This is a genomic window from Streptomyces sp. 7R007 (assembly GCF_054850255.1).
The window spans coordinates 53344-76297 of the sequence record NZ_JBTWMV010000017.1 but is presented as its reverse complement, the minus strand read 5'-3'; the positions used below and the strand labels follow the sequence as shown (position 1 = coordinate 76297).

Annotated in this window: 15 protein-coding genes; 6 read left to right on the top strand and 9 right to left on the bottom strand. The window is 68.0% G+C overall.

The annotated features are described in order from the left end of the window. Positions 1 to 247 precede the first annotated feature (247 nt). The 5 genes from ACYF6T_RS22980 (at position 248) to gltX (ending at position 12045) form a co-directional block, all read left to right on the top strand. Positions 248 to 3220 carry a helicase-related protein gene (locus tag ACYF6T_RS22980; RefSeq protein ID WP_461698688.1) on the top strand — a complete coding sequence of 991 codons (2973 nt, stop codon included), beginning with the start codon at positions 248 to 250 and terminating at the stop codon, positions 3218 to 3220. Continuing rightward, positions 3217 to 5967, top strand: a complete 2751-nt coding sequence (locus ACYF6T_RS22975) for a DUF1156 domain-containing protein (protein ID WP_461698687.1) — start codon at positions 3217 to 3219, stop codon at positions 5965 to 5967. The genes ACYF6T_RS22980 and ACYF6T_RS22975 overlap by 4 nt, the downstream gene beginning before the upstream one ends. Positions 5968 to 6035: 68 nt before the next feature. After that, entirely contained in the window at positions 6036 to 9035 is a 3000-nt protein-coding gene (locus tag ACYF6T_RS22970; RefSeq protein ID WP_461698686.1) for a DUF499 domain-containing protein, read from the top strand. A gap of 1186 nt (positions 9036 to 10221) precedes the next feature. Then, positions 10222 to 10551: an endonuclease domain-containing protein gene (locus ACYF6T_RS22965; protein WP_461698685.1), complete on the top strand. Its 330-nt coding sequence runs from the start codon at positions 10222 to 10224 to the stop codon at positions 10549 to 10551. 120 nt (positions 10552 to 10671) lie between these two features. Then, positions 10672 to 12045: a glutamate--tRNA ligase gene (gene gltX / locus ACYF6T_RS22960; RefSeq protein WP_461698782.1), complete on the top strand. Its 1374-nt coding sequence runs from the start codon at positions 10672 to 10674 to the stop codon at positions 12043 to 12045. A gap of 7 nt (positions 12046 to 12052) precedes the next feature. On the opposite strand, the gene ACYF6T_RS22955 is transcribed toward gltX, so the two are convergent. From ACYF6T_RS22955 to ACYF6T_RS22915, 9 genes are read right to left on the bottom strand one after another with little or no spacing between them, the layout of a single operon-like run. Continuing rightward, complete coding sequence (locus ACYF6T_RS22955) at positions 12053 to 13039, bottom strand: glycosyltransferase (RefSeq protein ID WP_461698684.1); 987 nt, start codon at positions 13037 to 13039, stop codon at positions 12053 to 12055. Next, positions 13036 to 13650 carry an HD domain-containing protein gene (locus tag ACYF6T_RS22950; protein WP_461698683.1) on the bottom strand — a complete coding sequence of 205 codons (615 nt, stop codon included), beginning with the start codon at positions 13648 to 13650 and terminating at the stop codon, positions 13036 to 13038. Before ACYF6T_RS22950 ends, ACYF6T_RS22955 begins: the two co-directional genes overlap by 4 nt. Before the next feature lie 5 nt (positions 13651 to 13655). Further along, positions 13656 to 15371: a carbamoyltransferase C-terminal domain-containing protein gene (locus tag ACYF6T_RS22945; RefSeq protein ID WP_461698682.1), complete on the bottom strand. Its 1716-nt coding sequence runs from the start codon at positions 15369 to 15371 to the stop codon at positions 13656 to 13658. Positions 15372 to 15388: 17 nt separating this feature from the next. Beyond that, positions 15389 to 16180, bottom strand: coding sequence for a radical SAM protein (locus ACYF6T_RS22940; RefSeq protein ID WP_461698681.1), 792 nt, complete (start codon positions 16178 to 16180; stop codon positions 15389 to 15391). Positions 16181 to 16196: 16 nt separating this feature from the next. After that, positions 16197 to 17315: a hypothetical protein gene (locus tag ACYF6T_RS22935; RefSeq protein ID WP_461698680.1), complete on the bottom strand. Its 1119-nt coding sequence runs from the start codon at positions 17313 to 17315 to the stop codon at positions 16197 to 16199. Next, the gene (locus tag ACYF6T_RS22930; protein WP_461698679.1) at positions 17315 to 18424 is read right to left on the bottom strand and encodes a radical SAM protein; all 1110 of its coding nucleotides are present in this window, start codon (positions 18422 to 18424) and stop codon (positions 17315 to 17317) included. Before ACYF6T_RS22930 ends, ACYF6T_RS22935 begins: the two co-directional genes overlap by 1 nt. Positions 18425 to 18427: 3 nt before the next feature. Next, positions 18428 to 19426 carry a D-2-hydroxyacid dehydrogenase gene (locus ACYF6T_RS22925; RefSeq protein WP_461698678.1) on the bottom strand — a complete coding sequence of 333 codons (999 nt, stop codon included), beginning with the start codon at positions 19424 to 19426 and terminating at the stop codon, positions 18428 to 18430. After that, complete coding sequence (locus tag ACYF6T_RS22920) at positions 19423 to 20733, bottom strand: glycosyltransferase family 4 protein (protein WP_461698781.1); 1311 nt, start codon at positions 20731 to 20733, stop codon at positions 19423 to 19425. Before ACYF6T_RS22920 ends, ACYF6T_RS22925 begins: the two co-directional genes overlap by 4 nt. Positions 20734 to 20777: 44 nt before the next feature. Next, a complete protein-coding gene (locus tag ACYF6T_RS22915) occupies positions 20778 to 21296 on the bottom strand; it encodes an ATP-binding protein (RefSeq protein WP_461698677.1) in 519 nt (172 codons plus the stop codon). A 204-nt stretch (positions 21297 to 21500) separates the two neighbouring features. On the opposite strand from ACYF6T_RS22915, the gene ACYF6T_RS22910 reads away from it, so the two are divergent. Beyond that, positions 21501 to 22946 carry a carph-isopro domain-containing protein gene (locus tag ACYF6T_RS22910; protein WP_461698676.1) on the top strand — a complete coding sequence of 482 codons (1446 nt, stop codon included), beginning with the start codon at positions 21501 to 21503 and terminating at the stop codon, positions 22944 to 22946. Positions 22947 to 22954 lie beyond the last annotated feature (8 nt).

Here is a 22954-nt window from a genome sequence, read left to right as displayed (position 1 = left end):
GGCCCCAGGCACGTTTGAGCGTGGTCAGAGAGTAAGGGTCCAGGCCGCTGGCGTACCGGAGTTCGCCACAGTCAGGTTCGCCCTGCCCGGAGATCAACCGGGGTCATGGGACCTCATCCTGGTCGACGACGAAGACCGTCGTCACGAAGTGAATCTGGCAGCTGGAGACACGGAGACCGTGCGGCCTCTCGTCAGCGACGGGAAGGCTGACTCCGCACGTGTGCTGGCGGCCATGTGGACACAGTGGATGAACGCCGCGGCGACCAACGCCGAGTCCAGCGCGATGGCAGCCACACCGCTGAAGCCGTACGCGCACCAGACGACGGCCGTCTACGGAGCGATGCTTCCCCAGCCCCTGCTGCGTTTCCTCCTGGCCGACGAGCCGGGTACCGGAAAAACGATCATGGCAGGTCTGTACCTGCGTGAGATGCAGAGGCTCGGCCTGATCAAGCGGGCGATCATCGTGTGCCCGGCGAACCTCGCCACGAAGTGGGTGGACGACTTCCAGCGGCTGCTGGGGGGCGGTCTGCGTCAGTTAACCTCAGCCACGGTGCGTGAGGACGCCCTGAACTCCAACGACCTGTGGGTGGTTTCGCTCGAGTTAGCAGCGGTGAATCCCGCGGTACAGGACGCCATCCGGCCGGACAAGGCTGGCTGGGATTTGGTCGTCTTCGACGAGGCGCACCGGCTGACTCCGACTGCCGCCGGATTCCACCAGGTCGGACGGCTGCTGGCCAAGAACACACCGCGGGCGTTGCTGATGACGGCAACGCCTCACCGAGGCAAGGAGTGGCTCTTCCGGCACCTGCTGCACCTGGTCGACCCGGAGATCTACCCGGATCCGGGCAGCGACCCTAACGTCGAGCTCAGTGCGCTGCGCCCTGGCCCTATCCACTTCTTGCGGCGGATGAAGGAGGACTTGGTCGACTACGACGGCACGACCCGGTTGTTCAAGGGGCGCACGGCGCACAACCACAGCGTCCCGCTGTCGCAGACCGAGTACGGCTTCTACAAGGCCGCCCTGGAAATGGTCGACCGGTTCTTCCCTCCGGTGGCGCAGCCGCTTGCCCGCATGGTCTACGGCAAGCGAGCAGCCTCCAGCCTCTACGCTCTGGCCCAGACGCTGCGCCGGCGGCATGAGCACATGGGGGCGATGAGCGAGGCTGAGGCGGCGCTCATCGCCGACCGCGAGGACCACGGTGACGAGGCCGAGGTCGACGAGGCGAAGGTGATCCATACGGTCTCGGCTTCTACAAGGGCGGAGCGAGCTGCAATCAACAGCCTCGTGCAGCAGATCGAGGCAACGCTCAACGACTCCCGCTGGCAGCCGTCGAAGTGGAAGCGGCTCACCGACGACTGCCTGGCCCCCCACGGGATCCACCCCGGAAACGCTGATCAGGCCGTGGTCTTCACCGAGTATGCCGACTCGGCCGAGTGGATCGCCCGGCGGCTCCAGGACCAGGGATATACCGCCCAGCTCTACTCCGGCCGCCAGAGCAAGACCGAACGTGACGAGGCGCGCAAGGCATTCATGCGCGGCGAGTTCCAGATCATCGTCACCACCGATGCCGGCAACGAGGGTATCGACCTGCAGGCCGCGCACGTGCTCGTGAACTATGACATCCCGTGGTCCCTGGTCCGCCTCGAACAGCGGATGGGTCGCATCCACCGCGTGGGTCAGCAGCGCGACGTCTACCTCTACAACCTGGTCGCCACCGACACCCGGGAGGGCGTGACCTTGCTGCGCCTCCTGGACAACTTCGTCACGGCCGCGAACGAACTGCGCGGCCAGATGTTCGACAGCCTGTCGGTGGTCGCCGAAATGACCGGCGTGGACTACGACAAGTGGCTGTCGGACCTCTACGGCAACGACGAGCTGAAGAAGCAGCAGGCCATCGACGCCGTCCAGGCGGTCCAGGCCCAGGAACTCGTCCGGGCGGCCCGGAAGGTACGGGACAACGAGCGACGCCTAGCCAGTCAGGTGGACGCGGTGGCCGCGCTGACGCTGCTCCAGCGTGACCTGTTCGCACGCATCAATCCGGCCATTGTCGAGGCATACCTCGACCGGCTCGCAGCGGCCGGTGTGCTGAAGTCCACGCCCACCGCGGCCGGGCCCGGGTTCCGGCGGCTCTCGCTGAGCGGCAAGGCCATATTTCCGGCCACGTTGGGTGGACGGAACGAGGTCCACGTCGCCACCAGCGGGGACGTGGTGCGCGAAGCCTCGGAGAGCATCGATGTCGGTGACACCGTCACCCTCGGCCCCGGTGAGCCCGGCTTCAGCGACCTGATTGACATAGCCGAGCACACCCTGGCCGAGGACCTGTACCAGTCTGGCGCCGCGGCAGACCCCACCAGCCTCACCCCGTACGACCTGTACGCGTACGAGGCCACGATGACCGAGAGCAACGGCAAGCGTGCCAGCGTATGGGCCACCTTGATCAAGGTTGACGACAGCGGCACCGCCCGCCCGGTGAGGTGGGAGTCCCTGGCCAACCTCGTGCCCACCGACCAGAACGGCAGCGCACCGCATCCGGCCCGGGAAGGACACGCGCTCGCAGCTGCCCGCCGAGTGGCCGCCGCGACCGTCGCTGAGCACCGGAAGGTGCGCGCCGACTGGTTCGCTCAAGCCCGCCGTGACCTGACCAACCTGCCGCTGAGCCTCACCGACCGCATCGATGATCGCGCTGCCCGGCTGGAGCTGCGGCATCGGCTTCAGGCCCAGACCGCTCAGCGACTGGAAGAGCTCGAGCGGCTCGCAGACGTGCAGCTGACCGAACCGAAGCAGGTGGGTCGGATCCGGGTCCTGGCCACTGCCGACATCAGCGTCCAGGCCGAGATCGACGCCGAACTGGTCTCCATGCGGCGCGTGCAGCAACTCCTTGAGGATGACGGCTGGACAGTGGCCGATGTCCATACCGAGGGCCGCGGTTACGACCTGGAGGCCCGCCGCCACAGCCAGGTCCGCCATGTCGAGGTCAAGGGCGTGCTCGGCAGCGCGGCCAGCGACGGCATCCGGATGACCGGCAACGAAGTCCTCATCGCGACCCAGCACCGCAAGGAGTACTGGCTGTACGTCATCGACCAGTGTGCCGACGGCAAGGGCCGATTCTTCGGCGCCTATCAGGACCCCGCCACCCTCTTCGCGAACGTCATGACCGGGAACGCGGTGTTCCGCGTCCCGGGCAGCAGTCTCAAGAACGCCCCCGGGAGCAACGCATGACCCGCATGATCGAACGCTGGTTCCCCTGTGCCGAAGTTTCGGTGAACAGTTCAGCGGGGTGGGGAAGCGGTGCGACCGAGATCGGGCTGTTTCCGTGGTTCGCAAAGCGTCCTGTCGCACAGGCCAAGGCAGCGGTGCTCTGCTCGCTGCTGCCCTGGCCAGAGGATCAGGTCGAGCAACAGCGTCTTCAAGAGCTGGTGCACACTGCCATGTCCGGGCGCTACGCCGCCTGGCAGATACTCCACGACGAGATTCTCAAGGCGAACCCTGAGGGCGCATCGGTCCTGGACCCGTTCAGTGGGCGCGGAATGATCCCGCTCGAGGCGGGGCGGCTTGGGCTTGAAGCCCACGGTGTCGACTACAGCCCGGTCGCGGTGCTGGCCAGCTCGCTCCTCACCGACTTCCCCTTCCGGGACTGGTCTCAGGAGCCGAGCCTGCCGTTCGCCGAGGAGAGCGACGCTCTCTACGACGACCGGCCGCGGCTGCTTGTTGACGTTCGCGCCACTCTCGATGAGGTGGGACGCCGGTGGACGGCAGCCATGGCGGACTACTACCCCGAGGTCAACGGCAAACGACCGTGGGGGTACCTGTGGGCCATCGCCATACCGTGCCAGGAGTGCGGCAACCGGTTCCCTCTGGTCGGCTCGTACGAGCTGCGACGGCCGAGTCAAAAACGTGGCCGCAAGGGCGCCCCGCCTGTCAATGATCCCGGCCAGTCGTTCTACATCGAAGCGGACCCGGCTGCTGGTACCTGCGCACCGGTGGTGCACGAGGGACCTCCAAGGCGTACCCCAACGCTGACACGCGCTCGTACGGCTGAGGGTCGGACGCTGCCGGGGAAGTCGGCGATCTGTCCGTTCTGCAGCCATGTACACCCACTCGATGTGCATCGCCGACTCACCGACGAGAGGCGTGCCACGGACATGCTCCTAGTGGTGGCCGACCACTCGGACGACTTCGGCAAGGAGTATCGGGAGCCCACCGAGTCGGAGCTCGAGGCTGTCGCCGCAACGCCCGCCGCACTACGCGAGCTGTCCGACCCGAGCCCCTTTCTGAGTGCCGTACCCGACGAACGGATCGCACCGGGCAACAACAACATCATCGGGCCGTCCATCTACGGGGCGCGCACCTACGGCGACTTCATGTGTGATCGGCAGACCCTGGCCTTCGTCATGCTCACCCAGACCATTGCTGAGGTGGCCGACGAACTCATGTACAAGGCGGGGGTGAGCGCTGACTACGCACGGGCGCTGAGCGGATACGCCGGGTCAGTCGTTGCGCGGAAGCTTCGACGCGCTACCCGCGGGTGCACGATCGACATCAGTCGCGCAGGGGTCCATGACATATACGCCAATCAAGGGTCAATTACCTTCTCTCAGGACTTCTTCGAAGTGGGAATCGGCACTGGGCCGGGCTCTTGGGCGTCTCTGTGCAAGAGCAGCATGTCGACGCTTTCGAATCTGATGGCTGATATCCAGGGGACGTCGGTCAGCGTGACTCGGGGGTCGGCTACCTCGATGAATCTGCGGGACGCGTGCATCGCTGCTGTGGTCACCGACCCGCCGTACGACGAGATGCTCGCGTACGCCGACTCCTCCGATCTGATCTACGCATGGCTGAAGCGAGCCCTGCACAACACTTGGCCCGAACTCGTCATCACTTCCGATGAACACGGCTGCCAGGAGAAGTCGGAAGAGATCATCGTCAAGCGGGTCCGGGGGGAGGCACCCAACGAGCACCGAACTCGCGAGCATTACGACACGAAGATCGCCGAGGCATTCAGTGAGATGCGTCGCGTGGTCCGCGACGACGGACTGGTGACTATCGTGTTCGGCTCCGGAGACCCGGAGGTCTGGCAGCGCCTGCTCACGGCCATCGAGAAGGCTGGCCTGGTGATGACGGGCTCCTGGCCCGCGAACACCGAGGCGAGCAACCACCAGGGCAAGGCGAATATCGAGACCACCCTGACCATGTCGTGCCGCCCCATGGCGCCCGGACGATCCCCCGGGCGAAAGGGCGCGGTCGAGGCCGAGATCAAGGCCGAGATCAAACGGCGTTACCCGGACTGGGAGCGGTGGGGCTTGGCGCCGGCGGACATGCTGATGGCCGCTGCCGGACCCGCCATGGAGGTCGTCGGCCGTTACAGCGAGATCCTCGACGCTAAGGGCGAACCCGTCGACATCTACACGTTTCTTCCGCTGGCGCGAGCTGCAGTCCAGGAGGCCATGGCCGTCGAGATCAACCACCAGCCGCTGGAGACCTTTGACGCTCGAACGCGGTTCGCGTTGTGGTGGATCACGCTCTACAACCGCCAGATCAGGGCGAAGTCCGAACTGCGCTGGCAGGCTCTGGCTTCCTCGCTCGACCTGGCGGCGATACGCGACCTGGTTCCTGATGCCGACAAGGGTGTGCGGTTCATCGCCTCCCGGGATTACAAGGGCAAGATCGACGGGGATTCGACCGTGATCGACATTGCCCTCGCGCTCGCAGCTGCCTCGGAGGAGGGCCTACAGGCCATGGGGCAGGTACTGGCGGCCGCAGAGCACGCGGCCGACGACACCTTCCTGTGGGCCGCCGTCCAGTTCCTTGCAGACCGGCTTCCCGACAACGACCCAGACTCCGTCCGCTTCACCCGCGTGTTGCGCAACCGGCCCGGCGTGGTCAGTGCCGCTGAGGCCGTTGCTGCGAGCGACTACGAAAAGGGCCAGCCCCAACTGACCGACGACGTCCAGTTGCGGCTCATGTGATGACGACCAACACCACCCTCACCCCTCACCCCCGTGATCCTCGTATCCACCAGCCCAGGAGAGCAGCCATGACGACCAGCGTGACGCCGTGGTGGAAGGCGCTCAAGCTCCGCCAAGAGATCCGCAGTGCCTCCGGGCAAATCGATGACGTACAGATGTCGCTGTTCCGGGCCGTTCACGCCACGGGAGCGGACCGGCCGCCCTATGCCGACGCCGACTACTACGGTGACATCACGCATCCGACCGAGCGACTCATCGACCTGCTCAGCGAAATTGCGGTCCGCATCGGTGGTGGCAACGACTACTTGAAAGCCCGAGCAGTCACTCGACTCGACCAGGGCATGGGCGGCGGTAAGTCGCACGCGTGCATCGGCGCCTACCATCTGGCCGCCAACCCAGGGGCGCTACTGCGAACCGAGCTCGGTCAGAAGGTGACCGAGCGCGCGAGGGCCAGGATCGGCCACCCTCTTACCGGCGACCTCGGACGTCCGCATGTCGTCGTGCTGCCCTGCGACAACATGACCCCGGGGGCCGGGGTGCAGGAGCTCGACGGGCCTGCGGTCAACCTCTATGAGCGTTTCCTGTGGCGTCTGTTCTCCAAGGACTACACCCTCTTCGAGCGCTACCGGCGGTTCTGGAGCGACAAGCACAAGATCGCTGAGGCCATCAGCGCGGTGAACCGACCCGTTCTGATCATCATCGACGAGGTGCTCGACTACATCGGCAACGGGCTCGATGGCGCGAACCAGACCGACCTGGCAGCCCAGGACATGGCGTTCCTGCGGGCACTGCTCGATGCCGTCAACGATGTCCCCCACGTCTCGATGCTGGTCGTGATGATCGCCTCCGACATCGACAAGACTGCGCTCTCGCCCGCCGCTCAGGCCCGCCGCGACGACCTGAACAGTCAGCTCGACCGCAACGGCCTGCCGACCACCGTGACCGGCGTGGGTGACTTCGCCGACATCCTCCGGCGCCGGCTGTTCGACGCCGAACCCGCCGGTGAAGTGCTCGCAGCGACTGCCGCGCTCTACGAGGATGTGCTGACGGACAAGACCTGGAGCAAGCAGGTCTGGGACCCGATCGGAGCCGGGTGGCGCCGCAACTGGCCCACACAGATGGCAGCTTGCTACCCATTCCACCCCATGCTGATGAGCCTGGCGCAGGAAGAGTGGAGCAAGGTCGCCGGTTTCCAGCGAGTCCGGTCCACGATCCGCATCTTCGCCGCCACGGTCTATGCCCTGCAGCAGCGCGGCAAGGCAGGCGAGTGGGTGCCGGCACTCATAGGGCCCGGAGACCTGCCACTGTCGGACAGCACCGTCCGGGAGGCGCTCCTGGGCAGCGGCCTGGTGGAAGACGACCGCACCATCGCGAACTACCGGAGCCTGGCCGAGATCGAGGTTATCAACCACGACGGCTCGTCGGGCGCAGCGCGCCGCCAGGACCTTGAACGGCCATCCAGCACTTGGGGCAGGAACAATCCACGCGCGGCTGAACGTGCGGCCACCTTCATCTTCCTGGCGAGTGTTGTCGGCACCCTGCGCCCGGGACGGGGCCGCGGAGCCAGTGCTCCTGAGGTCAAGGCGGCCACCAGCGTGCCGGAGACCACGTACACCGTCACCGACGCCGACGGCGTCGTCGATGAGCTAGTCAACCCCAACCGAGGGATGAGCGCTCTCGACATCACTCCCGGCCAGGGCAACAACAAGCCGGCCCGTTACTTCCTCTCCACCCGGCTCACCCACCGCATGCTGGTCAAGAACATCCGGCGCACCATCACCGAAGCCGAGCGTGATCAGGTCATCGCCGCCATCTCGAAGCGACTGGCCAGCAACGGCCCCTTCCGCGAGGTGCAGTTCGTCTCGGCGGACCCGCAACGCAGTCCTGCCGACGTCCTTGCCACTGCAGGCTTGGACACCGCCTATACCACCCGGCTCATCGTGCTGGACCCCGCGCAGTACAGCCTGCGCAACGGCATGGAGAAACCGACCCTTGAGGCGCTCACCGTCGCCATGGGGCTCGGGCAAGGTGCCCAGCAGCTCCCCGTCCAGTGGGCCAGCAGTGCGGTATACGCCGTGGTGAACACCCAGCAGCGAGCCCTGGCACGCAACCTGGCGGTGGAGTATCTAGCGAGGCAGAAGGCTCTACAGGCTCCCGAGATCCAGAACGACGACGAGCTCAAGACCATCGGCGCCAAGGAGCTCGCCGAGGCCAAGACTCAGTTGGAGAGGGCACTCAAGCGGGCGTACCAGCATGTCGCCTACCTCGCCCAGCCCGATCCGGACGGGGAGCGGTACCTCGACCAGCTCACGTTCGACAAGGACAACATCACCGCCCTCGACGGCATGCTCGTCTGGAAGGGCCTCGCTGCTCGGGACAAGGTTTTCGACACTGGCCAGTTCAGCGCCAAGGCTCTCCTGCACAACCTTCGCGACCACGACTACGGCAAGACCCTCTCCGACATCCGAGCCGCCTTCTACAGCGCCCCACGATTGCCGCTGCTGTACGGCGGTGACCGCGACCTTCAGCAGGCGATCTACGATGCTGTCAGCCAGGGCCTGCTGAGCATCGTCGACGGAGCGGGCACCGAGGTGGAGGTCACAGCACCAGGGCAGGTCAACCTCGCGAGCACGGGCCTGCGCCTCGCCAAGCCACAACCCAAGACGTGCGCCGACTGCGACCAGCCGGTTCACGAAGGTCCATGCTTTGTGAGCGCCGACGACACCGTCGACAATGGCTCACCGCGCAAGCCCGGCAGCTCAGGGGTCGACACACCAAGCGTGCCCCGGCAGCGGGAGACCGACAGGCCGAGTCCGGACCAATCTCCGAAAACGGAACAGGTTAAGGACCGGCAGGTCGCCTTCTCGTTCACCAAGAACCTCCTGGCCAACGGTGACAGCGCCGACGGCTTCGCCGCACTATTCCGGGCGTTCTACATGGCCCTGGACGAACGGCAGATCAGCTATCTGCAGGGAACACTCCAGTTGGTGATACAGGCCGATGAGGCTGAACAAATCCAGCAGCGCCTAGAAGAACTCGGCATAAAGGGGACGTTCAAGGAGATCTGACGGGACAGTCAGCATGCCGGTGACGGCGACTCCCCGGTTGTGTGGATAGGCAGTCATCCGTTGGTGCAGAGTGCGGCACCGGTTGAACGGTCTGGAGCAGTATCTGGAGGTGCTGGCTGGGGCGGACGCGCTCTGCGGCTGTCGCCTGACAGACGGCCTCGAAGTCGGCCGCCATAGGGGTCGGCCTTGAGGGAAGCACGAGACGCAGCTCACAGCCCTGCGATGGGTTGTCCCGTGAGTGCCTGTGCGATCTGCCAGCTGCCCTCCGCGGGACGCCTTCAGAAGGACGACGTCGCCCGGCCGAAGGATGGAACGGACAGCCCTGTTGTCCCTGTCAGTGGCGGCGTGGAGGCTGCATGGGTATCCCGTTCCCTTGAGCCGGGCGTTGTCAGTCCCTCCCAATAGCATGCGCCGCCATGAGCATGAGTAGGCGCAGGGAGTGCGAGTTTGCCGGATGCGGCCGGGAGGCAAACCGCGGGGTGCTCTGCCAGAGCCACTACAACCAGAAGCGCCAGGGCAAGCAACTGACCCCTCTCCAAACTCGCAACGCTTGGAGGGGGTGCAACTTCGAGGGGTGCGAGCGTCCACACCTTGCGAAGGGCTACTGCAAGGGGCACTACGACCAGATTCGGAGAGGGCGCGACCTGCGTCCGCTGGTGAACAAGGGCATGAGTGGAACCTGTGGGTTCACCGGTTGCGACAGGTCGCACCAGGCTCGGGGGCTCTGCACTGCGCACTATCAGCAGCTCAGGAAGGGGGCGGTACTCACTCCCCTGTACGACTGGGTGATCAACCCCGAGGCCAAGTGCGTGGCGATGGCAGGGTGCGAGCACGCCGTGTACAGCGGTGGCCTGTGCAGGACACACAGTGATCAGCGGCGCCGCGGAGTGCCGTACTCCGTTCTTCCTGCCCCTGTTCGAAGGGAATACCAGTGCCGGGTCCGGAGTGTGCAAGGGCGCGTGAAGATGCGGAAGGGCTATGTCGATCACATGCACTGATGAAGAGACGCGGTCAGCCGCTCACCCCCCTTGTGCTTAGGACTCCGCCCGACGCGGGCCGACAGCTCATAGATCGAGGCGTCTACTGGTGTACTTCGTGTCAGCAGGAACTTCCGCTTACTCGCTTCGGAACCGATGCCGGGCGAGGTGGCCTGCCCCGGGGTAACTGCAAGCTGTGTCAGGGGATCATGACCCGAGCCGGTAAGCACAAGCGATCGTTCTTGGATGTGTATCTCCTTTTTGAGTATCAGGGGTACAAGTGCGCTATTTGCCCGGTGGTGCACGGCGACGGAGATGGTCTGCATCTTGATCACGACCATGAGTGTTGCCCCGACAAGGGTGAGTCCTGCGGTCAATGCATCAGGGGATTGCTGTGCTGGGGATGCAACGGGGGTGTACTTCCGTGGTACGAGCGCATCCGCGGTCAAGCGCCCCCGTATCCGCCGCTGGAGTCGTACCTGAGTGATCCTCCAGCAGCAGCACTTGGGCTAACGACGGCCCAGTCCGGTAGCGAGTAAGGCCGAAAACATCGGTGTGGGGGTAGGGCGAGTGGTCCGGGGTACAGGTCCGGCGTCGGTACCCTGGAGCGCATGTCTACTGCCCCGGTTCGCGTTCGTTTCGCCCCGTCCCCGACCGGCATGTTCCATGTCGGTGGTGCACGGTCCGCTCTCTACAACTGGGCGGTGGCGCGACAGTCCGGCGGCAGGTTCGTGCTGCGGATCGAGGACACCGACGCAGCCCGGAACAAGCCGGAGTGGACCGAGGGCATCATCAGCGCGCTCGCGGCGATCGGCATCCATGGCGAGGATGCGGCTTTCGAGGGGCCGTACTTCCAGTCGCACAATGCCGAGCGGCACCGGGAAGCGGCTCAGCAGCTCTTCGCGGCCGGCCGGGCGTACTACTGCGACTGCACCCGGGAGCAGCTGAAGGAGCGCACGGGCTCGGAGCACCTCGGGTATGACGGGTTCTGCCGGGACCGGGGGCTGGCCTTCGAGGAGGGGCGGGCGCTGCGGTTCCGGACGCCGGACGAGGGGGAGACCGTCGTGGTCGACCTGGTCCGCGGGGAGCCGGCGTTCCCGAACAGCGCGATCGAGGACTTCGTAATCGCCCGTGGTGACGGGTCCCCGGTCTTTCTGATCGCCAACGTCGTGGACGACCTGGACGAGGGAATCACGCAGGTCATCCGCGGCGAGGAGCACCTGTCGAACACGCCGAAGCAGCAGCTGCTGTGGGAGGCGCTCGGTGCCAAGCCGCCCGTGTGGGCACATCTGCCGGTGATCGTGAACGAGAAGCGGCAGAAGCTGTCCAAGCGCCGGGACAAGGTGGCGCTGGAGGACTACCTCGCCGAGGGTTTCCTGCCCGAGGCGATGGTGAACTACCTCATGCTGCTCGGCTGGGGCCCGGGTGAGGACCGGGAGATCAGGCCGTACGAGGAGCTGGAGCAGCTCTTCCGGATCGAGGACGTAAACACCGCGCCGGCCTTCTTCGACGTGAAGAAGCTGACGGCGTTCAACGGCGAGTACATCCGCGCCCTGTCGCCGGAGCAGTTCGCCGCCGCCTGCGCGCCGTGGCTCGTCGCCCCCTACGCGCCGTGGCGGCCGGAGGCGTTCGACAAGGACGTCTTCGAGGCTGCGGCTTCCCTGGCCCAGACCCGGCTGGCGCTGCTTTCCGAGATCACCAGCTATGTGGACTTCCTGTTCCTCGACGAGCCGGTCGAGGACGAGGCGTCGTGGAACAAGGCGATGAAGGCAGGCGCTGGCGACATCCTGTCGGACGCCCGCGCCGAGCTGGCCGGCGTCGCGGACTGGAAGGCGGACGACCTGAAGGCCGTTCTGCTCGCTGTCGGCGAGAAGCACGGGCTGAAGCTGGGCAAGGCTCAGGCGCCCATCCGGGTCGCGGTCACCGGCCGGACGATCGGACTCCCGCTGTTCGAGTCCATGGAGCTGCTCGGCCGGGACCGCGTGCTGGCCCGTCTGGACGCCGCCAGCAAGAAGCTGGCCGCGCAGGCTTAGCCGCTGCTCAGGCGACCTGCGTCAGCAGGTTGCCCCAGGCGTCGCCGAAGTAGTTCAGGTCGAACCGGGCCAGGGCCTCGTACGCCGCCTTGGCCTCGGTGTGGCGTGCCGCCGCGCGCTGCCGGACCTGTGCCGGGAGGTGGCGGAGGTCCGGGGCCGGCTGGCCGGCCAGCGCGGCGAGGTCGCCCAGGCCGGCCACCGGGCGGATGAGGCAGGGCAGGCCGAGGAGTAAAGCCTCGGCGGCGCAGCGGCTCCAGCCCTCCCGCATGCGGGGGAGGAAGATGCCGACGTCGCAGGCGCGCAGCAGACGCAGGTACCGCTCGCGTTCGACGTCGTAGTGCGCGCTGTCGAGGCCGATGGTGTTGCTGCCGCTGGTGATCACCCTCAGTCCGGGAACGCCGGCGAGGGCTGCGGAGACCTCCTCGGTCCCTTTCCAGTGCACGGCCTTGCCCGCGTAGACGCCGATCACGTCGGGTTGTAGGCCGAACTCGGCGCGGCACTCGGCCCGGTCGTAGCCGCGTGCCTGCTCGATCTCGATCATGTCGAAGGCGTTGTAGATCACCCGTACGTTGCGGACGCCTCGGGCGCGGAGCTGGTCGGCCCAGTACGGGGCGACGCACACAACGGCTGCGCACTGCGGCAGAACGCGGAACAGCCGCTCCCAGAGCATGGCCTCGATGGGGGCGGAGTCATGTTGGAGCGGCTCGTAGTGGTGCAGGAGGAACACCGTGCGGGCGCGCATGTCGGGCGTGAACAGCAGCAGGCTGAGGTCGTCCCACACGAAGGTGCCGGTGGCGCCGTGCAGCGCCCGTATGGAAGGGGCCAGGCGGGTGAGGTGGCGGAGCTTGCGCCAGCGGCGGACCCGGTAGGTCCGCTTGTGGTCCGGGACGGTGCGCCACTCCACGTCGTCGGCCGTCACTTCGTGGAGCATCCGCAGGTAGACCCGGCCGCCGGTCCGGCCGACCGGCTCCATCGAGTAGACGACCCGTTTCACGGACGTACCTCCTGTATGTGGTGGACGTACTCGGCGTGCAGGCGCGCGTGCATGGTCTCCAGATGGGGGCCGAGGCCGCGGGCGGCGTCGGCGAGGGGGAGGTGGAAATCGCCCAGGGTCTGGAGGAACCGTCGGCGCCGGTCGAGGTTCGGGGACGCGGCGAGGTCGCGCAGGTTGTGCAGGCGGTCGGCGAGCCGGACGAGGAGGTCCTCGGGCGGGAGCGCGGCTTGCTTGGCGCGCCAGCGGGTCTCGTCGCCGACGGACTTCGGGCGCTGTTCGAGGCGGTGGTCGGCCGTCATGGCACGCAGGCGGGCGGTGAACGGGCCACCGAGGTGGTGGACGAGCAGTGCTTCCGACTCGGGCGCTACCTCCAAGGCGTCGTGCAGGAGGGCGAGGAGGAGGGGCTCGGGGCGCCGGACGCCGATCTCCGTTCGCAAGAGCCTGACGACGGCCAGCGGGTGCTCCAGGTATGGGGTGCCCTGGTCTCGGGTGTAGCCGTCGTAGACCGTGAGAGCGAGGCCGGCGGCCACGCGGGCGCGAGACTGCTCGTCCGGGCTCCACGCGGCGGCACCGAGCACGGTCAGGACGTGGTCGAGATCGATGGGGTCCATCCGCCTCACCTCGTACCAGCGGACGCGGCACGGGGATCGGGGACGTGGTCGGCGAGCAGCAGGGTGTCCCCGACGGCTAGGGCGTCGAGGCGCAGGTCCACCGCCGCTGCCACGGCTTGCTCAGCGGTCCGCAGGATCGGGGCGCCTTTGCGGTTGAAGGATGTGTTCAGCAGCAGCGGCAGTCCGGTGAGGTCGCGGAACTGCTCAAGGAGATCGCGCAGGCCCTGGTGGTCGGCGGCGACGGACTGGACGCGGGCGGTGCCGTCGTGGTGGGTGACCGCCGCGACTCGGTCGGCTCGGCACCGTCGGACGGTGGCGACACGGTTCATGAAGGGGTCGCCCGCCGACATAAACCATTCCGTGGCGTGCTCGGTGAGGACGGCCGGCGCGAACGGGCGGTACGCGGCTCGCTTCTTGATCGCGTTGAGTCGGTCCCGCGTGGTGGCGTGACCGGGGTGGGCGAGGATCGAGCGATGGCCGAGGGCACGCGGCCCGAATTCGAGCTGCCCCTGCACCCAGCCGACGATGCGGTGCTCGGCGAGCAGTGCCGCCACTGCGGGCGCCAGCCCGAGCCCGAGGTGGGGCAAGGCGTGATAGCCGGGCGGCACCGTTGTCGTTGGTAGCGCGCCCGGGTTCGGGCCCCAGGCCGCGTCGGTCGGCACCGGCAGGCGCTCCTGCCCGAGCTGGTAGTGCCAGCCGTAGAGCGCGGCGCCAACGGCTGTGCCGGCGTCGTGCGGGGCCGGTGCGACGAAGAGGGTGTCGAAACCGCTGTCGGTGGCCAGCTGGCCGTTGAGGTGGGAGTTCAGGGCGCATCCGCCGGAGAACACCAACGTTGAGGCTCGAGTGAGTCGTTGCAGGTGGCGGGCGATGTGGACGACCGATTCGGCGAAGATCTCCTGGACGGCGGCGGCCAGGTCGGCACGCTTGTGTTCCGGCTGTTCCGCGACGTTGTCGGCGGTCCAGGCCCGGCCATCGAGCAGCAGCGGTGTGCTGCTGTCCGCCGAACCCCACGGGTGATCGATGCGGATCTCGCCCTCGTCGCCGAGCCGGACCAGTTCGCGGACGTGTGCTCCGTAGCGCTGGGGATCGCCGAAGGCCGCGAGCGCCATCATGCTGCCCTCGGGCTCGTCGCCGGGTGGGATCACTCGCCGGGCGAGGTTCCGGTAGAAGTGCCCGAGGGAGGAGTGGACGCGCCGAGGCCCGACCGGGCCCGGCATGACGGCCGGCATCCCCTGGTAGAGGCGGTCGACGCGATCAGGCCACAGGTCATACCCCGTGATGCGCTCCCGGCCCGGGCCGAAGTCGGAGCCCAGTGAGGAGCCGCCGGCGTCGATGACGAGGCCCGCGGTGTGCTCGTGCCCGGAGAGCAGGTAGCCGGAGAGCACGTGGGCAGTGTGGTGGGAGAGGAGACGGAGGTGTTCGCCGAGCGGGGCGGGCAGGAGGGCGGCGAGTTCCTCCCGTTCCTCGGCCAGCCACCAGCCGGCCGCGGGGTTGGGACGCATGGAGGCGGCCCAGACGGCGTCCACGTCCTCCAGTTCGATGCCGGCGGCCTCCAGGCACCACTGGAGCGCGCGGGTCGGGGCGGTGAGCGTGCCCTTGCGGGTGGGGTGGTTGTGCTTGACGCCGCTCCAGCGCTCCTCTTCGGCCGCGTAGATGCGGCCGTCGACGACTAACGCGGCGGCCGTGTCGTGGTGGAAGTTCAGTCCGAGGACTGCGGGCATGGTGGTGTACCTCCCGATCAGACGGTGAGGGCGGGGACGAGTGCGGCGCCGGAGTCGGTGTACTCGTGGCAGCGCAGGCAGAACCGGAAGTGGTGCCTCCGGGGCGCGAACACCTTGGCCGCGAAGTCCTCGTCCCAGATGCTGAACTCGCTGTCGTCCTTCGCCATGGCGTTGAAGCAGCGGTAGCAGGACCCGTCCATCTCGATCATGAGGTGCTGGTCGAGGTAGCGGTCGCAGAGGCCGCGCAGCTCGTTCGCGGGCTGGCCGACGTCGACGTGGTGCACGTGGTTGGTGACGTGGATGGCGCCGTACTTCTCGCACAGCGTCCCGAGCTGCGTGAGCCGTGTGGAACTGATGCCTTCCAGGACGCTGTTGACGACGACGGTCTTGCCGGCTTCGCGGAGGCGGGGCACGACGGCGTGCACCTCGTCGTAGTTCCCGTGTTCGTCGTCGCAGCCGATGAGGATCTGGTCGTAGGAGCGGAGGGTCGCGTCCATGATCGGCTGGTTGCGGGCCAGGGTGATGGCGTTCGTGCCCAGGACCATGACTTTGTCCGGCAGCCGCGTGCGGGCGGCGTCGCTGAGCGCCGGGAAGTCCCGGTGCACGGTGGGTTCGCCGCCGTTGATGTGCAGCTGCTGGAAGGGGATGGTCTCCAGCCGGGTCAGGATGGTGAAGAACAGGTCCTGGGACATGTTCTCGCCCTGGGCGCCGTCGGCGAAGATGCAGAAGTCGCAGTGCCGGTTGCACTTCGTGGTGATCTTGACCTTCGCCGTTTTGAGGGTGCGGGGCACCGGCGCACGCGGGGTCATTGCGAGACTCCTTGGGTCAGAGGTGGACGTCATCGGGCGTGAGACTGAGGAAGTCCTGGACGGTGGTCTTCTGCTGGTGCCAGCGCGCGAGGGTCACGCGCAGCGTGTCGGCGGTGGTCGGCCCGGTAGGGATCAACGCCGCCATACGGGCGGCCAGCTGCTGGGCGGCAGTCACCTCGTCTGCCGCGAGCACGGTCAGCGTTTGCGCGGCGGAGCGGAGTTCCTTCGCCTCCCGCCGGATCAGGTACTCGGTCGCCACGCCGGGCGGCGGATCGAGGTAGTACAGCCAGCGGGCGACGCGTACACGGAGCATGCCGGCCGTCATCACCCAGTCGGTACGAGTGTGCTCATGCCTCTGGCCGTCTGGGCGGTCCCCGACAGGAACGCGGCGCATGGCCGCCTCCAGGACGACATGGGCCGCGCGGAGCAGGTGGCGCGGACTCCGTGGGCGGGCATCGGCATGGTGCTCCGAGTGCCGGAGGAACAGCTCGGCGTATCCGTCCAGTCCCTCCGGCCGCCACTGGGTGAGGGCCGCCGTCTTTCCGGGGCAGCGGGTCCGGGTCGCCAGTGCCGCGGCGGCGAACCAGCACGGGGCGAGGTAGTGCCACGCCACGCAGTGGCGCCGGTACGCGGCGATGTCCTCGGCCACGTTGTCCGTGCTGTCCGCAGCCAGCTGGTACCGGCCACCCATCCGGGCCTGGAGGATCCCCCGGTAGAACCGCTCGTCCACGGCGCACCAGGGCGCCATCTGGGCCCGGGACTTCCAGCGCTGGAAGTCCCGCGCGCTGCCGCTGATCAGGGACCAGGTCGCGAGTTCGGGCGCGGACACGAGCCGCCCGTCCGCCTCGGTCACGGTGAACGCGAAGCCGGGCGGGTGCTCCAGGAGACGTCGATGGAAGACTTCCCGTTCGACCGCGGCGGCGTGTGCGGCGGCCAGGCGGTGGTTCCACTCTTCCCAGTCGGCGGGGGCCTGGGGAAGGACGACGCGTACGTCGATGTCGGAGTGCGGAGCCAGCAGGTCGGCCGGCTGCCACTTGTGGGTGAGCATCACGGCCCCGACGCCGTGGGCGTCCAGCTCGCGTTCGTACAGAGCGCCGAGCTCCTGGTAGAGAGGCGGCGCGTCGACGACGACCATCACCGCTCCCCGACAGAGGCGCGGGCGCAGGAGGAGTCAGCCGCTTCCGTGGGGAGGACGGGGAGCAGGGGCAGGACCGGAGTGCCTTCGGGGCGCTCCATCCGATCCCAGCGCAGGTCGTAGTCGACGTAATGGAAGCCCTGCCAGGCGTCGTTGGTGTTGCGGTCGAGCATGGCCTGGAAGAGGTGGGCGAAGGCGTCGCCGAGTGTGCCGTCGGCGAGGTGGGGCTTCAGGGGGATGTCGCGGTTGTGCAGGATGCAGGGTCGCGCCACTCCGGTGGGCGTGATCTTGATTCGGTTGGCGTCGGAGCATGTGGCGCAGCTGGAGTTGGAAATGAAGCCGATCGACCCTGCCCAGCCGTCGGGACGGAGATACTGCCCGGGGCTGCGGACGCCCAGTTGGTCCCGGGGGACTTCGCCGGCGTTCGCGAACCACTCGTGGAGACGGTCGCGGACCTCTGCCTCGGTGATGAACTCGGTGTCGAAGAGCGCCTGGGCGGGGCCGATGTTCTGGAGTTCGATCAGGCGGACGGCGACGGGCAGGTCGCGGGCGAGTTCGGCCACGGCGAAGGCGTCGTCCAGGTAGGTGCGCTGAAGAACGCAGTTGATCTTCACTCGCAGGCCCAGGGAGAGGGCGGCGTCGAGGGTGCTCCGGGTGGTGCGCGGGTCGCCGCCGCCCATGATCGCGGCGGACCGCGCCGGGTCGAGGCTGTGGAGGCTGAGGTTGAGGTAGGTCAGGCCGGCGTCGTGGAGCTGTTCGACGCTCAGCCCCCGGCGCAGGTTGCCGTGGCTGGTCATGCCGATCGCGGCGTCGGGCCCGAGGCCGTCGGCGAGGCCCGCGATGACGTCGAGGATGTCGGCTCGGAGGGTCGGTTCACCGCCGGAGCAGTGTGCCTTCCTGATCTTCCAGGTCCCGGCCTCGGTGGCGATGGCGGCGTAGTCGGAGGCGGTCAGGGGCCGGTCCTTGTGCCCGTAGTCCGGCATGCACCGGGGCTTGCAGAACACGCAGTCCAGGTTGCACAGCGAGTTGAGGGTGAAGGCCAGGTAGGGGTGGTTGCGGCCTGCGGCGGCGAAGGCGGCGGCCAGGTCGTCGTGGTCTGGGGTGGGCATTGGTCAGCCTCCTACGAGCGGAGAGCGGGTGGCGGGCGCCTCGGCCAGGCCGTTGAGGGGCTGGCCCGAGAGGTAGCGGTGCAGGTTGTCGGCGAAGAACGCCACCGCCTCGTCCATGTACACGCGGCAGAACACCGAGCTTTTCGGGGTGAGTACGACCCGGGGGTGGAGCCGCAGCGGATGGCGGGCGGGCAGCGGTTTCGGATCGAATACGTCCAGGGCCGCGCCGCGCAGGTGGCCGGTGTCGAGGGAGGCCAGGAGGGCCGGCTGGTCGACGGTTGCCGCGCGGCCGAGGTTGAGGAAGAGAGAGCGGGGCTTGCACGCCGAGAAGAGGTCGTGGTCGAAGTAGCGGTGCGTGCCAGGGGTCGCGGGCAGCAGATTGACCACGACGTCGGCGACGGACACCGCCTGGTGCACTGCCGTCGTGTGCACCCACGTGATCCCGCCCTCGGAAGCCGCAGGTGGTGTCCGGCGCACTCCGATGACGTTTATGCCGAAGGTCCGGGCGGCCTGGGCGAGGTGGCGCCCGACGCTGCCGCAGCCGACGATGGTCATCGTCGCCCCCGCCAGGTCGAAGAACTCCTCGGCCAGGTCGTCCTTCCACCAGGCACGGTTCCGCTGGACGTGCTGGCTGATGAAAAGCCCGCGGGAGAAGCCCAGGACCAGCCCCATTGCGTGCTCAGCCATGGGCCTGCCGTGGAAGCCGTACGAGCGGGTCAGGGCCACCCCGACGGAGTGCGCCTCGGTGACGGGCAGATGGTCGGTGCCGGCGGCCGGGGAAGCGATCCACTTCAGATGTGGCGCGGCGAACAGCCACGAGGGCGCGAATCGCCATCCGAAGTAGACGTGTGCGTCGGCCAGCTGGTGCGGCACGGCCCCGTCGGTCGCCCTGCGGAACTCGATGCCGGGGAAGGAGGCGGACAGCGCACGCTCGTGATCGGAGGACAGCCGCCAGAAGGAGTGCGGGGACTCCAGGCTGATCAGCACCACCGGCTGGTTCATCGCGCGCGGCCCTCCGCGATGGCTGACTGGGCCAGCGCCCAAGGGGCGATGCGGTCCATGACGGAACCGACGCTGGCCTCGTAGTCATGGCGGGAGCGCACAAGGGCCGCCCCGGCGCTCCGGAGCCGATCGCGCTCTCGGGGCAGGACGGTCAGGGCCCGGTGCAGGGCTGAGGCCAGCGACCTGGGGTCCTGCGGTGCGGCCGTGAAGCCGGTCTCGCCCTCGATGACGGTCTGAGCCAGGCCGCCGGCCGTGGTCGCGACCACCGGGCCCGCACCGGCTGCGAACGCCTCCAGGGGTATCCGGCCAAAGGGCTCCTCGCGAGAGGGAACGATGACCGCGCGCAGGGCCGGGCTGTGCAGCCAGGCACGGATCGCGGGGGTGAAGCGAGTGATCAGAGTCGCGTCCAGATCGTGCGCTCGGATGTCTGCCGCCAGGTCCTGCTGGTACGAGGAGAGGTGCTGGTGTTCCTCCGAGGTCACGGCAGCCAGCAGCAGGTGAGGAACGGGGACACCGCGTTCCTTCAGCAGACGCAACGCCTCCAGGAGGTCTTCGAAACCTTTCGTCGGGACTGCGCGGCCCATGGCGAGAAGGAATCCGGCGCGGGCCTTGAAAGGCAGCGGCAGAGCCGTGGCCGGCCTGACCATCTCCTCACGGATCAGCCCGTTCGGGATGCTCACGATGCTCGACCGAGGGACGGCGTAGTTGACGACGAGGTGGCCTCGCATGTGGGAGGAGATGGCCCCGACGCGCGCACCTCGGAGTGTCGCCGCTTGCAGGGCGTCCCGCTCCCATCGGACGCGGGAGACATCCTTGGGCCGCGTCAGCGCGGTCGTGGAGCGGGGCACGAGCAGCAGGTCCGTGGTCGGCGACGTGTAGGGCGCGAGCCCGAGGAACGGGATGTCGAGGCCGACGATGAGGCACCGGCTCGCCAGCGCGGAGATGCGCATGGCCGCCTCGCCCGCCAGGTCGCACAGCTGAACCGAGCCGCGGACCGAGTCCGGCGGCGCGTTGACCTCCGGGATCGTGATGACCTCAGCCGCGGCCTGCCACAGCATCTGCCGCACCTCGCGGGCCCACCGCTGATTGTGCGCCCCCGCGGTCTCGGGCACGTGCGGGGTGATCACTGAGAGGCGGCCTGTCGGCAGGAGCCGGGCCAGTGCCGTGAGGAAGGCGCGGTTGCTGAAGCCGGTGCCCGACTCCGCTCCGTAGAAGCCCTCGTGGAGAGCGACGACGACCCTGGGCTGACGAGTGGCCTCCGGCACAGCCGTGCGTGAGGGTGGGGAAGTCGCGTGGTCGATGCGCACTGTGTGGTGCCTCCTTGGAGGACGGGTTTGGGCAGGCGTGGACATCAGGCGCCGGCGGACGAGGAGCACGGCCTGTGGGTGAGTCGGCACCAGGCACGAGAGCCGCTGGTGCCAGTCGTCAGCGACCAGGCATCGGCCAAGGCATCGACGATGGCCAGTCCCCGTCCTGATTCGGCCTGCTCGTCGGGCGCGGTAGGAGAAGCGGGTGCCGGGCGGGAACAGCCGCCGTCGGTGACGGTGATCTCGATCTCCAGGCCGCCGCTGGCCAGACTCCTGCGGTCGACGCACAGAACCAACGGAGGACTGCCCGAGACGAAGGCGTTCGTCGCGAGTTCCGACCCGATCAGGCGGGCGTCAGCAAGTACGTCCGTCTCAGTGCCACGCAGCGCCAGCGTCACGGCGCCCCGGGCGACCTCGGCCGCTTTCGGTCCGTACGGCAGATCCGTGATCAGGGTGGTCGTGCCGTCGCCAGCGGCGAGCCCGCGTCCGGGGGTTGGTCGTCCGGCGTCACGGTCCAGCACATCGCCCGGTCGGCCTGGGGAGGTGCTCGTGTGCTGTCTCAAGGCCCACCTCTTTCTCCGTCGGCTCGGAAGACGGGCGCCTCCGCCGGGCTCCAAGAACACAGGAGGGGGACGGTCAGGCGGGACCCGATCAGTGGGTCAACTCGGTCAACTTCCATGCGGCGGTGGTGAATCGTCCGTCCAGGGACATCACCATGGGGCTCGCGAAGTGATGGGACGAACCACTGGAGCGAAGGGTGGTCGCACGTGGCGCCGCAGACAGGCGAGCCGAACGTCGTACTGGCGGGGTGCCTCGACGAACTCGGGTGGAGCCCGAAGGCGCTCGCTCGCAAGCTCAACCGGGTCTTCGGCGCGGGGACGGTGGCCGAGTCGGCGCCGTACCACTGGCGGGACGCCGGCTCCGTGCCGCGCTCGCCGTTGCCGATGATGGCCGCCTACGTGCTCTCCCAGGAGCTGGGTAGGAATGTCTCGGTGGCCGAACTGTGGCAGGGCCGTGTCGGCGACTCGTCAGCGCTGGTCCCCGCGGACACGGATCTCGCGCGGCCTTGGACCGCGCAGGGCATGGAGGCGATCGTGGAGGACTGGGTGATGGGAGGGCTCGTCGACCGCCGTCGGTTCCTCGCGATCTCGGGCGCGGGACTCCTCGCGATCGTCGCCCAGTACCTCGACGGTACCGCGGGACGCGGTCAGTACACACCTCGAATGACGTCGTCGCTCGGCACCGATCCGCTCGTGGACCAGGTCGAGCAGCATCTCCCCATGCTCCAGTTGCTCGATGACGAGCACGGAGGGGCACGTCATCTGCCATACGTTGGAGCGCAGTTCCGGGCTGTAGGGCTGCTGATTCGCGAAGGCGGCCACCCTCCGGCTGTCGCGAGCCGTCTGATCCGCGCGCTGGCGGAGATCGGCCAGTTGGCCGGCTGGATGGCCTTCGACGCGGCCGACCACGGACTGGCGCAGCGCTACTTCGTCACGGCGCTTCGGGCCGCCCATCAGGTCAATGACCTTCCCCTGTGTGCCCACATCCTGGGCGACCTGTCCTTCCAGGCGGCGAGTCGAGGACACCCCGCAGACGCCATCGCCCTCGGAGAGGCCGCCCGCCGTGCGAGCGATGCCGCCCCGCTGGCCGTCCGGGCGTCCGTCCTGTCCCGGCTCGCCTACGCGTACGCCGCCGCCGGCCGTGACAACGACTTCGCCCAGACTCGTGGCGCTGCCCGCGAACTGATCGCAAGCCGGGACGGCCGCCAAGAAGAGCCCCGCTGGATGTACTTCCTCACCGACAACCACCTGGACTGCCAGGCTGGTTACGGCCTCATCCAGATGGGTCGTGCACAGCAGAAGGCGGAGAGCGGAAAAAAGAGCCGTCGCTTCCTCGCCCAGGGGACCGAGATGCTCAAGTCCGGGGCGTACGACGTGCCGCGCGGCGACCCAAGCCAGCGCCGAGCCATGTTCGAGGGCGCCTGGCTGGCCCTGGGGCACAGCGCGCACGGAGACCTGGAGGCAGCCTGCGAGATCGGCCAGATCGCCGCCGACCGCCTCGATGTCGTCCGCTCCCCTCGCAGCGCGGCGCTGCTCCACCAACTTGCCGCCGACCTCCGTCGCCGACAGCGCAACCCTCACGTGCGCGGCTTCCTGCCAGCCCTGGAGAACGCCCTCGCCCAACACGCCCCATCGACGCAACCCGGCCGTTAGGGTCAGGT

Coding starts and splice junctions, on each gene's coding strand:
- ACYF6T_RS22980 (WP_461698688.1), top strand. CDS start 248: ATGAACGCCGCGGCGACCAACGCCGAGTCCAGCGCGATGGCAGCCACA.
- ACYF6T_RS22975 (WP_461698687.1), top strand. CDS start 3,217: ATGACCCGCATGATCGAACGCTGGTTCCCCTGTGCCGAAGTTTCGGTG.
- ACYF6T_RS22970 (WP_461698686.1), top strand. CDS start 6,036: ATGACGACCAGCGTGACGCCGTGGTGGAAGGCGCTCAAGCTCCGCCAA.
- ACYF6T_RS22965 (WP_461698685.1), top strand. CDS start 10,222: ATGACCCGAGCCGGTAAGCACAAGCGATCGTTCTTGGATGTGTATCTC.
- gltX (WP_461698782.1), top strand. CDS start 10,672: ATGTTCCATGTCGGTGGTGCACGGTCCGCTCTCTACAACTGGGCGGTG.
- ACYF6T_RS22950 (WP_461698683.1), bottom strand. CDS start 13,650: ATGGACCCCATCGATCTCGACCACGTCCTGACCGTGCTCGGTGCCGCC.
- ACYF6T_RS22945 (WP_461698682.1), bottom strand. CDS start 15,371: ATGCCCGCAGTCCTCGGACTGAACTTCCACCACGACACGGCCGCCGCG.
- ACYF6T_RS22940 (WP_461698681.1), bottom strand. CDS start 16,180: ATGACCCCGCGTGCGCCGGTGCCCCGCACCCTCAAAACGGCGAAGGTC.
- ACYF6T_RS22935 (WP_461698680.1), bottom strand. CDS start 17,315: ATGGTCGTCGTCGACGCGCCGCCTCTCTACCAGGAGCTCGGCGCTCTG.
- ACYF6T_RS22930 (WP_461698679.1), bottom strand. CDS start 18,424: ATGCCCACCCCAGACCACGACGACCTGGCCGCCGCCTTCGCCGCCGCA.
- ACYF6T_RS22925 (WP_461698678.1), bottom strand. CDS start 19,426: ATGAACCAGCCGGTGGTGCTGATCAGCCTGGAGTCCCCGCACTCCTTC.